The 13,150-nt window shown below is 65.8% G+C and carries 13 protein-coding genes; 1 reads left to right on the top strand and 12 read right to left on the bottom strand.

What is annotated here, in order from left to right:
• Positions 1 to 15 precede the first annotated feature (15 nt).
• On the top strand, positions 16 to 654 hold the full coding sequence (locus AC1RRC_RS31595; protein ID WP_493059788.1) for a pyridoxamine 5'-phosphate oxidase family protein: 639 nt from the start codon (positions 16 to 18) through the stop codon (positions 652 to 654).
• 14 nt (positions 655 to 668) lie between these two features.
• Here the strand turns inward: AC1RRC_RS31595 and AC1RRC_RS31600 are convergent, their stop codons facing one another.
• The 12 genes from AC1RRC_RS31600 to AC1RRC_RS31655 all read right to left on the bottom strand — a co-directional run bounded on the left by AC1RRC_RS31600 (position 669) and on the right by AC1RRC_RS31655 (position 13,148).
• Positions 669 to 1,847, bottom strand: coding sequence for a 2Fe-2S iron-sulfur cluster-binding protein (locus AC1RRC_RS31600; protein ID WP_493059789.1), 1,179 nt, complete (start codon positions 1,845 to 1,847; stop codon positions 669 to 671).
• On the bottom strand, positions 1,844 to 2,797 hold the full coding sequence (locus AC1RRC_RS31605; RefSeq protein ID WP_493059790.1) for an AurF N-oxygenase family protein: 954 nt from the start codon (positions 2,795 to 2,797) through the stop codon (positions 1,844 to 1,846). The genes AC1RRC_RS31600 and AC1RRC_RS31605 overlap by 4 nt, the downstream gene beginning before the upstream one ends.
• A gap of 19 nt (positions 2,798 to 2,816) precedes the next feature.
• Positions 2,817 to 3,542, bottom strand: a complete 726-nt coding sequence (locus AC1RRC_RS31610; RefSeq protein ID WP_493059791.1) for a glutamine amidotransferase — start codon at positions 3,540 to 3,542, stop codon at positions 2,817 to 2,819.
• 11 nt (positions 3,543 to 3,553) lie between these two features.
• Positions 3,554 to 4,861 carry a hypothetical protein gene (locus tag AC1RRC_RS31615; protein ID WP_493059793.1) on the bottom strand — a complete coding sequence of 436 codons (1,308 nt, stop codon included), beginning with the start codon at positions 4,859 to 4,861 and terminating at the stop codon, positions 3,554 to 3,556.
• 173 nt (positions 4,862 to 5,034) lie between these two features.
• Positions 5,035 to 5,502 (bottom strand): peroxiredoxin family protein, encoded by a 468-nt coding sequence (locus AC1RRC_RS31620; protein ID WP_493059794.1) that lies wholly within the window; start codon positions 5,500 to 5,502, stop codon positions 5,035 to 5,037.
• Positions 5,503 to 5,587: 85 nt separating this feature from the next.
• A complete protein-coding gene (locus AC1RRC_RS31625; protein ID WP_493059795.1) occupies positions 5,588 to 5,830 on the bottom strand; it encodes a thioredoxin family protein in 243 nt (80 codons plus the stop codon).
• A 50-nt stretch (positions 5,831 to 5,880) separates the two neighbouring features.
• The gene (locus tag AC1RRC_RS31630; RefSeq protein ID WP_493059796.1) at positions 5,881 to 6,600 is read right to left on the bottom strand and encodes a hypothetical protein; all 720 of its coding nucleotides are present in this window, start codon (positions 6,598 to 6,600) and stop codon (positions 5,881 to 5,883) included.
• A gap of 73 nt (positions 6,601 to 6,673) precedes the next feature.
• A complete protein-coding gene (locus AC1RRC_RS31635; RefSeq protein ID WP_493059798.1) occupies positions 6,674 to 7,303 on the bottom strand; it encodes a MarR family winged helix-turn-helix transcriptional regulator in 630 nt (209 codons plus the stop codon).
• 50 nt (positions 7,304 to 7,353) lie between these two features.
• Entirely contained in the window at positions 7,354 to 9,030 is a 1,677-nt protein-coding gene (locus AC1RRC_RS31640) for a hypothetical protein (RefSeq protein WP_493059799.1), read from the bottom strand.
• Complete coding sequence (locus AC1RRC_RS31645; RefSeq protein ID WP_493059800.1) at positions 9,027 to 11,099, bottom strand: hypothetical protein; 2,073 nt, start codon at positions 11,097 to 11,099, stop codon at positions 9,027 to 9,029. Before AC1RRC_RS31645 ends, AC1RRC_RS31640 begins: the two co-directional genes overlap by 4 nt.
• Positions 11,083 to 12,249 (bottom strand): hypothetical protein, encoded by a 1,167-nt coding sequence (locus AC1RRC_RS31650; RefSeq protein WP_493059802.1) that lies wholly within the window; start codon positions 12,247 to 12,249, stop codon positions 11,083 to 11,085. The genes AC1RRC_RS31645 and AC1RRC_RS31650 overlap by 17 nt, the downstream gene beginning before the upstream one ends.
• A complete protein-coding gene (locus AC1RRC_RS31655) occupies positions 12,246 to 13,148 on the bottom strand; it encodes a DUF58 domain-containing protein (protein WP_493059804.1) in 903 nt (300 codons plus the stop codon). Before AC1RRC_RS31655 ends, AC1RRC_RS31650 begins: the two co-directional genes overlap by 4 nt.
• Positions 13,149 to 13,150: the final 2 nt, after the last annotated feature.

Consider the following 13,150-nt stretch of genomic DNA (forward strand, 5'->3'; position numbering starts at 1 on the left):
ACTTGAGAGGAGTCAATGAGCACGCCACCCACCACCCGCACCCGCGTCCGCCGCGTTGCCACCAACGCCGCCTATGACAGCGCGACCTTGCACGCCATTATTGACGATGCGTATGTCTGCCACATCGCCTTTACCGACGACCATGGCACGCACTGCATCCCGACCGCGTGCTGGCGCGAAGGCAATCACCTGTACATCCATGGCTCGAACGGCAGCCGCATGCTGAAACGCTTGATGGAGCAGGATGTGTGCGTGACGATCACCCATGTCGATGGGCTGGTGATGGCGCGTTCCGCGTTCAGCCATTCGATGAATTACCGCTCGGCGATGATTTACGGACGCTTTGAACAAGTCGCGGACGGCGACAAGGCGGCGACCCTGGCAACATTCATGGAATCGCTGGTGCCGGGCCGCCAGGCCGACGTGCGGCCCGGCAGCGCCAATGAGCTGGCGGCCACCACGGTGTTGCGCATCCCGCTCGATGAAGCGGCCTGCAAGGTGCGCACCGGTGACGCCAATGAAGAAGAAGGGGATGAATCGCTGCCGCACTGGGCGGGTGTCTTGCCGTTGCGGCGCGTCCGTGAGCGGCCGGTCCGCAACGCCGATTGCAATACCACCCTGCCTGGTTATATCAGCCGCTGGCTGGAGCAATAATCCCCTGCGGCAGCTCAGCTGCCGGCCCCCAGCGCCACGGTCAGTTCACCGGCCGTGGGGAAGGTGCAGCACGCCAGTGCATAGCCGTCGCGGACATCCTGCTCGTCGAGGCAAAAGTCGGCTTCGCGCCGGCAGTCGCCCGACAAGACTTTCAGGCGGCAACTGCCGCAAATCCCGGAGCGGCACTGGCTGCGGATCGGTACGCCATGCTGCTCCAGGTTGTCCAGCAAACTCTTGCCGGGATCGGCAGCCAGGCTGAGATTGCGGCCCGCGATGGCGATCACCGCGCGCTCCGGCATGGCGGCCGGCATGTCCACCGGCCGCCCAGGCAGCATCTCCAATGGCATCACCGCTGGCATCTGCGCTGGCATACCAGACGGCATGACGGCCGTCATCTCCAGCGGCTGATCGACCGGCACGTCGAATGGCGCATTCGATGGCGCCGGCGGCGGCGCCTTCGGTGCGCTGAACGATTCAATCAGCAATTCCGCATGCGGGAACAATTCGCGCACACGCAAGCGCGTCTCCAGGGCGAACTGGTGGCCGCCGCACAGCAGCACGGCGCCCGGCATGGGCAAGGCCGCCAGCATCTCGTCCGATGGCCGGCCGGCCCGGAAGTGGCGCGAATCCGAATCGATCGGCTGGCGCGTGATGAACACTTGCATGTCGAACCAGTCGCACGTCAAATCGAGCTCCAGCAATTCGTGCAGGAACGAGACATCCTGCACCCGTGGACAGCACAGGTACAAGGTCACGCGCGGCACCGGCCAGCCATCGCGCGCCAGTTCCGCCAGTTCGCGCAACAGCGCGATCGGCAAGGTCACACCGATCCCGCCGGCCCACATCAGCACCTGGCGGTGCGCCAGCACGGCATCGACCGTGATGTCGCCACCGGTGTACAACAGCGTGACGGCGGCGCCCTGTTCCAGGCTGGCGTGCAGGCGGTCGGCCACGCCATGGGTGCCGGTATGGCGCACGGCAATCTCGAACACATCCGGCGCCGGCTTGCGGGTCACGGAATACATGCGCTGCTGCATGCCGCCCGCCATGTCGGCATATTCGAGCGCGACATAGCGGCCCGGGCCGATGTCATGGCACAGCCCATGCGAGGCGGGCAGGCGCAGCGCAAAGACTTTGACGTTACCGGCTTCCAGCGCTGTACTGTCGCAGCGCACGCTGACACGGGCATTCATGACACCACCTCCAGCACGTCGTTGCGCGCCGCCAGTTCCGGCGCCTCATCCAGACCGATGCGCGCGATCAGCGCCTGCACGGAGCCGGTATACACGCCGATTTCATTTTCGGGACCGACATCGGCCAGGATATCGGCCGCGTGCGGGAAGTTCAGCATCGCAAACACCGTGCTCCACGCGCCCATTTCATTGTTGGCGAACATTTCCACGGTTTTCAGGATCACGGCGCGCAGGTAGCTGCGCTCATGCCGGCTCAAGCCCTGCACCAGGTCCGTGGCGACGAAGCTGAACACGCTCGAGTGGCTCCATTCATCCATCGCATGGGTCTTGGTGGTGCGGTGGCACACGCTCTGGATGCTGCTGTCCTCGGCCATGGTTTTCAGGTAATCGGTGATCAGCGTTTCGCTGGCGCAGGCCATGGCAAAGCGGGTCAGGCGCCGCTCCCATTCGGCATTGCAGCCGGCCAGCACGGCGCGGCGCCACTGCACCAGGTTAAACGCCGTGAATTCCAGCGGCGCCAGTCCACGCTGGGCGTAGATGTAATTCGACGCCATCAGCGACATGCGGGTGTGCAGCGCTTCATCGAGCAACGCTTCCGACATCACATCCTGGATCATGCCGCGGTTGCGGCTGTTGACCGGCGCCACCTTGATCAAATCTTCGCAGGCCGGCGTAACCACATCGCATTCGATATAAATGGTTTTCAGGTTGTATATGCCCCACGCATAGGACAGGCAACGCGACTTCAATTCTTCCGGTGCGGCTCGCCACGCATCGTGGCGCCGGAACGGCAACAGCGACTCGCTGAAATCATGCTTGGCGGGATCGAACGCCAGGTCGGCAAACTGCAGCGGCCCCTGGTTGACTGCCGCGCGCTGTTGCCACAGCACCGATAATTTTTTCAGCATCACGGCAACGCTGTCGCCCTGCCCGGTTTGTTGGGTATTCATGGGTATCACCTCTGGTCACTCAGTTCAATTTCGAATCTGCCGGCAAGGCTTGCGCCAGCCATGCGCTGAAGAAGCGGCGCGCCTGTTCCTGCAAGGCCGCGCCATGGCGCGCGGCGCCGCGCCGCAGCACCGCCACCTCCACGCCGGCGCCGGCGATTTCACAGGCATGGCCGACCAGCCAGTGTTCGATCTGTTCGCCCTGCGCTTCCAGGTGAAATTGCAGCCCCAGCGCGCGCGGACCATAGGCGAACGCCTGGTTCCGGCACACGTCGGTCGAGGCCAGGTGCACCGCACCGGCCGGCAGCGTAAAGGTGTCGCCGTGCCAGTGCAGCACATCCGCCAGTTCCCCCGACAAGAAGCGCAGCGGCGAATCCTGCCCCGCTGGCGTCAAGGTCAGCGGCGCCCAGCCGATTTCCTTGGTTCCCGACGCATACACTTCGCTGCCCAGCGCGGCAGCCATCAGCTGCGCGCCCAGGCATATGCCCAGGGTGGCCTTCCCGGCCGCCAGCCGTTCCTTCAGCAGCGCCTTTTCCACCCGCAGGAAGGGATAGCGGTCATCTTCATAGACCCCGATCGGCCCGCCCAGCACCACCAGCAGGTCGGGCGCGATCGCTTGCACCTGCGCGGCCAGGCTGGCGTGCCAGGCCGGCAGGTAGTGCACCGTATAGCCTTGTTCCACCAGCACCGCTTCCAGCGATCCCAGGTGTTCAAACGCGATGTGCTGTATTGCGACGACGTTTTTCATGTTGTCGCTCCTTAGCGGTTGCGGCCGGCGGCAAATTCGCCGTGGTACATCATCAGGCCGTCATCCATGCTGTACACCTTGGTGACGGTGTCGGTCTCGGTATCGATCTTGATCAGGTGGTCGGAAATAAAGCTCGAGACATACACCGCATCGCCATCTTCGGTGGCGCTGGCGGTATGGGCGTTCCGGAAATCGGCCGGCAAGCCCTGGCCCGGCGCCAGGCGCTTGATGAATACCGGTGCGGCCGGATTGGACACATCCCAGATCGACACATAGCCATCGCGGCCATAATCGGTGGCCGGCGCATTGGGTTTGCGGCCCCATGAATCTTCTTCCGCGACATACAGCTTGTCGTGCGCCAGCGCCACATCCGACGGCGAGCGCAGCAGGCCGGGCTGCTGGCCGTTCTGCATGCCGATCACGCGCGTCGCCTTCATCTCGTGCACGTCGACCAGCCAGATGCTGGGCTCGATCACGACATGGCCAGGCTTGGTGAGCGACGTCGGTCCCTGCTGCATGGTGCCGATATAGGCATAGCGGTCCGTCAGCCATACCGCATAGTGCGCCATGGCGCCGTACTTCTGTTCGGTGCCCAGCTTGATCTCGCCGATGACCTTGACTTCACCCGTCTTGGTCTTGGGTTTGTACACGCGCACCGTGCCCATGTCGTAGTCGTAGCCGACACCCAGGCCCCGGGTACCGGAATTGTTGAAGTTCACGCCATGGGTCTGGCGGGTCAGGTCGCCGTCCGAATACACGGGAATCGGATGCAGTTTGCCGTTGCCGGTCATCTTGAAGCCGCGCACCCGGTTATCCGTGTAATGGGTGACATAGAAAAACTTCGAGTTCGGCAGGAATGTCGGGCCGTGGGTCTGGGTGAAGGCGGGACGGGTCCACGGCATGATCGGCTGCTGCGGCACCACCTGCATGGCGTTCTTGAATTGCGACGGCGAACCGGGTTGCGCCAGCGGCAACGTTTGCAGCACTTTGGCGTCGATGGTGCCGGCATCCCAGTCGATATGCTTCAGGCGCACCGTCACCACCGATGCCGTGAACGGCGGCACCGCGTCGGTCAGCATGTACACGGTCCGCTCATCGTGCGTGATCGCCGTATGCTGGCAGGCGGCGGCTTGCCAGCCATACACGGTCGGCATCGCCACCTTGGCCATCTGGTCCGTTTCCGCATTGATCAGTATCAGTTCACAGCCTTTCATATTTACGCCGGACAAGATGTGCCCCGCCAGCGCCGTCCCCGGCAGTGCCGCCAGTCCCATTGCCGCCGCGAAGATCCCGGATACCGCTGAAGTCATAGTTTTCATGGTGTGTCGTCCCTCTGTTTTGGATGAATTGGCTGGCATCTCAACGTTATGAAAAATGCCATCAACAGTATGGAGTCCTAATAAAACTGTGTCAGTCAGCTGGGCGACAATTTAACAATCTGTGTCAAATTACAAACTCATCCATAGAAATTGCCGGCGAACTACGCCAAGGCTTAACGGGGCGTTTCCGCCAGCAATTGTCCGATCAGCGCGCCGACCGCCAAGTCATCGACCTGGCCGGTCTGCTGGAACCGCAGCGCGCCCTGGCGGTCGATCAGGATCAGCGTGGGGGTGCCACGCATGCTGTACAGGCGCATGGTGCGCGGTATGCCGCCGTCGCCCTCCGGCTTGTCGACCGCGATGGGAAACGCCAGCCGGTTTTCGTGGATGAACGCCTTCAGCGCGGCCGGGCCCATCACATCATGGTGCTCGAACACCGTATGCAGGCCGATGACTTCCACATCATCCCGGTCGAATTGCGCATAAATGCGCTGGGCTTGCGGGATGCCATGCTGCACGCAGCCGGGGCACAGCATTTGAAACGCATGCAGCACCACGACCTTGCCACGCAAGCCGCTCAATGCCAGCGCATGCGGAGTGTTAAACCATTGCGCCACTTCCAGCGCGGGTGCCTCGATCATCTCAACCTCCTGTTGAATATAAAAAACGCGCGTGCGGCTGCGGGCCGGACGCGCGGTCGTCAAACGTTGATGTGGCCGGCGGTGCTTACGAACCCTTCACGTCCGCCATCGATGCGCCGAAGTTGATGTGGAATACACCGCCGTCCAGCACCAGCGCCGGCACCGACTTCACGCCGGCTTTTTCCGCTTCCGCGATACGGCTGCGGTCCTTCCCGAAGTGCACGACTTCCAGGTCATATTTGCTGGTGTCGATGGCGGCGGCCATCGCCTCTTCGGCGGAGACGCAAACAGGGCAGCCGGCATGGTAGAAGGTGGCTTTGCTTTTCATGATGAAACTCCTTTCAGTGGATAAAACGACAGGGATCCGCAAGCGCGGGGTTACTCGGCTTTGCCCGGCATACTCAGGTCGCCGGACGCCACATCGAATACATTGACCACACACAGCAGCGGCTGGTGCGGGCTGGCGCCGACGCGCAGGCCGGCCGTTACGCCGTCGAACGCCACGCCTGTGAAATTGCTGACATCGTCGAACGGCACCCGCACCGTGACCTTGCTGGCGGCAAAGCGCGGCGCGTAGCCGGGACTGTCGATCAGCAGCGGTACGCCGGGCCAGGTTTTCGGCAATTTGGGTTTGGTCCCGGGCGGAATATCCTTGACCTTCAGTGCATCCTTGCCGCACGCCTCATCCGGCGCCAGCACCACCCAGTGGCTGTGCCAGTCGCTGCCTTTGGTGTTGAACAGCGGCGTGTCATCGAAATCCGGATGCGTGGTGACGGCCAGCGCCAGGATGCCCGCGCCCTGCTCAAACCCTACTTCGGACGGATCGAGCTTGGTCGGCCACACGTACGAAAACACATTGCTGCCTTCGAACTTGCCGGTCTTCTTCGGCTTGACGGCGCCCGCCGTGCCGCTCACCGACATGGCAAACACCAGCTGGTTTTTCGCGGCATCGACACTGATTTCCGCCGTGACGATGTCGAAGCTGGCATCCTTGGCATTGCCCTTGCGGGCCTTGACCGGATGCGCACTGGCGGACTGGCACGCCAGCGCCGCCACGATCCCCAGCACCGCGAACGCAGAACGGTTTCTGTACAACATAATTTAGGACTCCTAACTATATAAGTCAAAAAAAATGGCGCGGCCTGCTGCGCCCGGGCGACGCCTTCCAGCGTCAACCCACTTTCCTGATCGGCACCACTTTCTGCAGCCGTACCGCATGTTCCGGACAATCGAGCCGCAAATGCCGGTCCGCAAACGGCGCCCCCACCAGGTTACAGTAGTGCGGCCACTGCGGATCGTCGTTCTGCTGGTAATAACTGCACGTCACACACATGCGCGCGGTGGAAATCTCGCCCCGCTCCTGCATGTTCCGGATCAGCTTGACGATCAGGGCCAGCAGCGTACTTTTTTCTTCCGGCGTCAACGCCAGCAAACTCATTCCCAGCAAGCCGCCACTGTCGCCGCCCGCCGCCGCCAATTCCTTCCCCCGTTGCGACAGCGACAGCGACACCGCACGGCGGTCATCCGACGCCCGGCCTTTATCGACCAAGCCCTTCCCCACCAGCGTGCTGACCGCTTCACTGGCCGTGGCCGGCGTGATGGCCAATTGCTCGGCAATCACGGACAGGCGCAATGCGTCCTGCCGCGTGCTGAGCAAGGTCAGGATATCCGACTGGGTCGGCGTAATCCCTTCGGCAAAGGCCTTCGCCCAAGCCTGGCTGCGCATGACGGTGGCAAGTCGCGCCAGGCCGGTGGCGATGGTCTGCTCTATCGGCGCGCTGATGGTATCGAACGGATTCATGCAAGGAAATTAATTAGTTATCCTAACTATATGCCAGTGCACTGACCGTGTCAAACACTTTTGCGCTCGCGGTACCAGAGCGCCAGCATGGCGGCGGCAAAGGCCAGCGCAAACGGCCAGGCTGGCAGGAGCGTGAGGCGCGTGGCGCCGGCAACCGCGACGGGGGTCCGGGCCAGATACGCGCGGGTCGCCTGCTGCCGCAAGCCCTGGCGCCACTGGGGCCAGTCGCGCTCACCGTAGACATACAGGGCGTGCCGTGCCGCGCCGCTGGATAACGCGTGCCATCCGGCGCGCGGCGCGATGAACGCGGCGCACCGGCCTTCAGCACGGCCGGCGCGCACCTGCCATGCGAGCGCGGGCATCCCTTGGACATTCAGCGGCGCTCCCTGCACGTCGCCCTGCGCGCACACTTGCGTGCGCGTCCCTGCCACCGGCATGGGGTCCGGCTGTTCCCACACGACCTGCCGCTCGCCACCGCCACCAACGTTTACGGCCGCATCGATCAGCGTTTGCCACCATGCGCCCAGCGCGGCAGGCGATGCGATGGCGTGCCGGTGCCAGTCCGCCACGCCCACCCACACGATGCGGCCCTGCTTCCAGCCGCGCTGCCACAGCCAGGGTTTGCCATGGCTGTCGGTGGCCAGCACCCGCCATGCCGCGGCGGCCTGCGCGGACGGATTCAAGCCGGCCGGCGGCAAGGCGAGCTGCTGCGCACCGGCGCCAAAGACACGGGCATCTTCCTTTTCCGTGGTGGCCGACTGCGGCGCCAATGGCAATGCCAGTTCGCGCTGCCAGAGCGCCGCCTGGCCCGCATTGCCGCCCAGGACCACCAGCGGCAAGCCTTGCGCCACCTGCCCCAGCAGCGCGGCCCGCGCGGGCGCCGGCGCCGCTTCGAACCAGGCGGCATCGATGAATTGCGCATGGGGTTGATCCAGCGCCGCCAGCGCCGATTCCGTGCGCGACAAGCCTTTGCCCAAGGTGGTTTGCCAGTCGACGATGGCGCCGCTGGCGGTCAGCAAATCATTGAGCACCCGCGTATCGAACGACGGTGCGCCAAAGCGGCCGATGACCTGCAGCGGGATCGGCTCCGTGACCAGCAGCGGCACCGGACCTTCGGCAAAGGCCTTGTTTTGACTGTCGAGCAGGCGGGCGCGCAAGACCAGCCGTTCGGCCAGGGGCGGCAGCCAGGTCACCGACAACTGCGCCGGTACCGGCGCCTGCGCTCCTTGCTGTCCCGGATTGGCCGCCGTCTCCGCCAGCACCTGTCCATTCTCCGCCACCAGTTGCAAACGCCATCCCGGCGTGGGCTGCGAACGGCGCACCGTCAGCGTGAAGGCGCGGCCCAGCGGCACCGTGCGAGCAAAATCCAGCGCCAGCACATCGCCTTTCGGCACGTCCCAGCGCAGCGGGCGCGCCGGCACATCCTGCCATTGCGCCTCCGTCAAACCATGCCCGGACAAGGCCAGCGAGCCGGCATCGGGGACCGCCAGCAAGGCGCGCGCCAGCGCATCGCCCGGCGTGTCGGAAGCAATCGCCAGTTCATCCGTTGCGCCCACGGGGCGCGCCGGCTCCGACAGCAATGCCGCCAGCGCAATGGCCGCCGCCAGCGCCAGCCCGGCGTCCAGCCAGCGCCGCTTGCGGCCATACAGCGCGGCGCTGCACAGGCCCGCCACCAAGACGGCGGCGCCCGGCCACGCCAATGTCCACTGCACCGAAAGCCAGTTCATGGCGACTCCTTGCCTCGCCACGCCTGGCGGAATTTACTGTCGGCCTGCGGGCGCGCCTGCAGCACGGCAGGAATGTCGGCCAAGGTGCCGCGCAGCCACGCGCGCAGCGCGCCCCGGCATTCGACGCAGCCATCCTGCACATCCTGCACCGACCGCTGCGCGGCCAGCCGGTCCTCGTCCGATGCAATGCGCGCGGCAATGATGTCCCGCGCGGTCTTGCTCCACAGCGCGGGCAGCGCGCCATCGCTGCCCAGCGCCTGCACCAGTTCACGCACTTCCTTCGGCGCGCCGCCGGCCGCTTCACCCTGTGCGCGCCTGGTGCTCTGCGCCCCCACCATATCGCCTGTCATGCGTTTCTCTTCCTTGATGGCGGGCGGCACGAAGGCGGTGCGGTGCAGGTACACGCGCTCGGCCTGCTGCAATTCCTTGATGGCCGCCAGCGCCTTGTATTCCGGCGGGAGCGCCGGTTTCGGCGCAATCGCGCGCAATTCCTTTTCAGCGTCCCACATCGCCTTCAACGCGCGGCGCAGCACTTCCTTGGTGGCCGGATCGAAAATCGTCGCAGCTTCCGATTCATCATGCACGTGGCCGAACTGCGCCAGCACGTTATCCATCTTGCCGAACGCGCCGGGCGCGGGGGCGGCGCCCGCTTCGCCGCCATGGCCATGGCCGTCGTCCGGGCCATGTTCGTCATGCTCGTCGCCGCCAAACAGCGACGATTCCTCCCCCAGGAACTGGCCATAGCGCAGGCGCAGCTTGGCCTGGTCCATGGCGATGGCTTCGCTGCGGCTGCGCAGCGCTTGCGGGCTCAGTTTCGGCATCTCCGCCACCAGCTGTTCGGTATCGATGATGATCTGGCGCTGGCTGCGCAGGGTTTCCGGTTTCACCATCGACGGCAGCGCGGACGATTCCAGGCTTTCCGATTGCGGTCCCGGCAAGCGCAGCGTATAGGTCGCCGATTGCGATGTATGGGGGCGGTCCGGCGCGTTATCGGTGGCGCGGATGAAGTAATACAGTTCATCGCCCGGCTCCATGCCCAGCTCCGCCAGCGCCCACTGTTTTTTCCAGCTGCGCACGCGCGGGTCGATTGACGCCGGCAGCGGCATTTCCTTGTCCGAAAAGCGGATGTTTTCACCACTGCCGCGCGCCAGGGTCAGGTGCAATGTGGCGCGGGCAATGCCGTAATCGTCCTTGGCGGAGACGGCGATCTGCACCGCCTGCGTGCCCGGCGCCAGCACGTGCACCGTTTCCACTGGCGCGACGATGGCCACTTCCGGCGCCTGGTCCGGCGTCACGCGGATGTTGTAGCGTTGCTTCGGTAAATGGCGCGCACGCCAGAACAGCGATTCATCGGCGTGCCATTGCGCGCAGTGTGCGCCGACCGGCAACACCTTGCCGTCACCCAGCTCCACTACCGTTGCCGGCTCGCCGCTGCGGCGGAAGCACCAGCGCACATCGCTGTATTGCGGCACCTGGATATCGCGCGCCTGGGTTTCGAAGGATGCGACCTTGGTGTACGGCGGCGGCGTGACTTTCAGCAGCAATTCGCCCGGCTGCGCGGGCGGCAATGCGGCGGCCGCGGGCGCAACCGGCTTTGCCGCCACGCCCTGGTGCTGCCATGCCCAGCATGCGCCGGATAGCAGCACGCTGGCGACCACGGGCAGCCAGCGGAAACCCGTGCGCAGCGCGGCGATGGTGCGATAGTCGTCGGCCCGCAATGCGCCATGGATGCGCGCTTCGAGCCGCTTGCGCTGCAATTGTGCGATCGGCGACACCGGCGCCTGCGCCAGCAACGCGCTGCTGTCTTCCAGCGCCGGGATGGCGCAATCGAGCCAGTGCGTCCATTGCGCCAGCATGCGCTGGCGGAGCGCCCGGAGATCCCACACCAGCCACGCCAGCCACACCACGAACAGGACGATGCCGGGCAATGGCGCGGCGGCGCGCAGTCCACCGGCCAGGACCACCAGCACGGGCAGCAACGCCACGCCCCACAATGGCGCGCGGCGCAGCAGCAGCGCGCGCCACAGCTGGCGGCGGATGGCGGACGAATAATCAGCGGCGGCGGACATGGGTCACCAGGCGTTCGAGAATAAACAGGGTCAGCAGCGCATAAGCCAGCCAGGCATCGGGACGCGTCCCCGGCATGGCCAGCGGCGACGCGCGCTGCGGCGGTATGACCTGCGCCGCCAGCGGCCACGCTTCGGGCGCGAAGTGCAATGCGCGCCAGGTTTCATACAGGGTGCGGGCGCTGTCCGCCTCCTTCGGCGGCCACGCGTCGGACGCCCACAGCCTGCCGCGCGCACTGTCCGCCACCTGCAAGGCCAGGCCGTCCACGCGCAGCGCCTGCACGGCCGATGGTTCGACACCGGCCACCAGCGGCAGCGCGGCCGGCGGCAGCCACCACAACGGCGCGTGCCAATTTGGTGGCGGCGGCGCGGCGCGGTCCCACACGATCAGCGATGCCTGCGGCGGCGCTTCGGCGCCGTCGAATTCCGTCACGGCATGGCGCACCGCGCCGCCGCCGGCCGCGTCGAAGGCGGCAAACAGGGCGCGCCAAGCCGCCTTCCGCTCGGGCGTGGAAACCAGTGCGACCGGGAGCGCCACCGGCGCCGGCGCACTGCCAGCCGTCCCCTGCGCGGCAACCGCCGCTGGCACGGATGCCGCACCGGGTGGCACAGGCGCCACGGCGGATGCCGCCGGCGGCGCAATCCGGATCTCCACCGCATGCGCCAGCTTCGGCAACTGCGCCGGCATCGCCACCTGCCGCGCCAGCACCAGCAACCTGGCGTCCTTGCGCCACTCGCGTTCATGCGATTGCAGCCATGGCAGCACCTCATTTGCCAACCCATCACCCGGCAACGCCATCCGCTGCGCCCCCGCCATGCCGGCTTGCGCCGCCTGCTGCCCGGCCCATGCGGCCGGCACGTCGGGGCCAACGAAAACCGTGTCGCCACGCCATGGCAGCGCCACGGCTGCCAGCCAGGCGATCAGCGCCACCAGCAACAGGCAACGCAACAGCAGCAATGGCACATCGTCCCAGCGCCAGATGCGCAAGTGCTGTGGCGGCGCCGCAGGCAGGAAACGGGCCGTGGCCAGCGGTTCGGCCTGGGTGCGGCGGCGCTTTTGCCGGTGCCACCAGACGGGCAGCAGCAAGACCGGCAGCGCCAGCCACCACACGGGATGCGCCGCCATCAAACCAGCCATCAAGCCGCCCATCATGCAGGCCTCCGCGCCGCCACATTGAGCCATCCGCGCAAGGCGTCCTGCAACGGGTCTTCAATCACGGCGCTCAGGTAGGGAATGTCATGGCGGCGGCACTCCCCGTGCACCGTGCCGAAATGCGCGTCCAGGGCGGCGCGGTAAGCGTCGCGGTCCGCGCCTTGCAGGCGGTGCAATCGTTCGCCGCCGGTCGGATCGGACTCCGGGTCCATATAGGCCACGCCCGATTTGAAATTCGCGTTGACTTCCGCCCGCGTGCGCAGCGACAGCAGGCGCACGTCATGCCGCATATGGCGCAGCCGCAACAGCGCTTCCGACAGCGGCGATGGCCAGTCCAGCGCATCGGTGGCGGCAAACACCACGCTGGGCGCGCGGGCAAAGTGCAGGCATTTTTTCAATGCCTCGGCATCGGGCAACCGCCCGGCCGGCTGCGCCGATTTCAACGCCGCCAGCACCCGCTGCAATTGCCTTGGCCCGCGCGAAGCCGGCGTGAATTCCGTGCGCCCGTCCGTGCAGACCACCAGGCCGAAAGCATCGCCCTGGCGCTGCGCAATCGCCGCCACGCAAGCCAGCATGGTGCGGGCAAACCACAGCTTGTCCAGGCCCGCCACTTCACGGCTGGGTTCCGCCATCGACGCCGTGGCGTCCAGCCACAGCCACACCGCGACGTGGCTGTCGCGCTCCGCTTCGCGCACGTAATAACGGTCCGCGCGGGCCAGCAATTTCCAGTCGACGCGGCGCCACTCATCGCCCGGCGCATACGCGCGGTATTCGGAAAACTCCACGCCGGCGCCTCGCTCGCGGCCCGCATGGATGCCGTGGCCCAGGCCGGCCAGCACATGGCGGATGACGAGGTCCAGCTTGCCGGCATGAGCCAGCAGCGCAGGGGTTTGCAACATCG

The sequence above is a fragment of the Pseudoduganella sp. GW821-FHT12E03 genome (assembly GCF_058807115.1).